This window comes from Polaribacter sp. BAL334, from assembly GCF_015767435.1.
Taxonomy (GTDB): Bacteria; Bacteroidota; Bacteroidia; order Flavobacteriales; family Flavobacteriaceae; genus Polaribacter.
This window is the reverse complement of sequence record NZ_JADWOV010000027.1, coordinates 1-890: the sequence shown is the minus strand read 5'-3', so window position 1 is coordinate 890 and position 890 is coordinate 1. Positions and strand designations below refer to the sequence as shown.

The 890-nt window shown below is 33.0% G+C and carries 1 protein-coding gene; it reads left to right on the top strand.

All coding sequences use genetic code 11. The features are described 5' to 3' along the window. Window positions 1–890: RtcB family protein (locus IU405_RS00150; protein WP_197436650.1), on the top strand; the 890-nt coding region annotated here is incomplete at both ends.

Genomic DNA, 890 nt, shown 5'->3' with positions numbered 1-890 from the left:
TGTAAAAACAGTGGTTACAACTATGAAAATATTGATGAAAACACCAACTTTAGTTGATGGAGCTATTATGCCAGATGCATGTCCTACAGGACCTGAAGGAACAATTCCTGTTGGTGGAGTTGTTGTTGCCAAAAACGCCATTCATCCGGGTATGCATAGTGCAGATATTTGTTGTTCTGTTATGTTAACAGATTTTGGAAAAGCAAACCCTAAAGATGTTTTAGATACAGCACATTCTATTACTCATTTTGGACCTGGAGGAAGAGATAGAAATTCTCAATTTCGACTTCCTTTAGATTTGTTGGCAGAAATTGAAGCTAATACTTTTTTAAATAATGAAAAATGTATTTCTGCAGCCAGAAGTCATTTAGGAACTCAAGGAGATGGGAATCATTTTTTATTTGTTGGAAAATCAAAAAAAACAGGCAATACAATGTTAATTACACATCATGGAAGTAGAGGTTTTGGTGCTAATTTATATGGAAAAGGAATGAAAATTGCTGAACAATTTAGACAAGAATTATCTCCAAATACATTAAAACAGAATGCTTGGATTCCATTTAAAACAGAAGAAGGAAAAGCATACTGGGAAGCCTTACAAATTGTAAGAAAATGGACAAAGAAAAACCATGAAGTTTTACACGATGCTACTTTAGAAAAGTTAGGATTAGAAAAGGAAAACCGTTTTTGGAATGAGCATAATTTTGTTTTTAAGGATGGTGATTTGTTTTACCACGCTAAGGGAGCAACTCCATTAGATGATAAATTTATGCCAGATATTACAGGTCCAAGATTAATACCTTTAAATATGTCTGAACCAGTTTTAATTATTGAAGGAAAAACTACTAAAAATAATTTAGGTTTTGCTCCACATGGAGCAGGCAGAAATA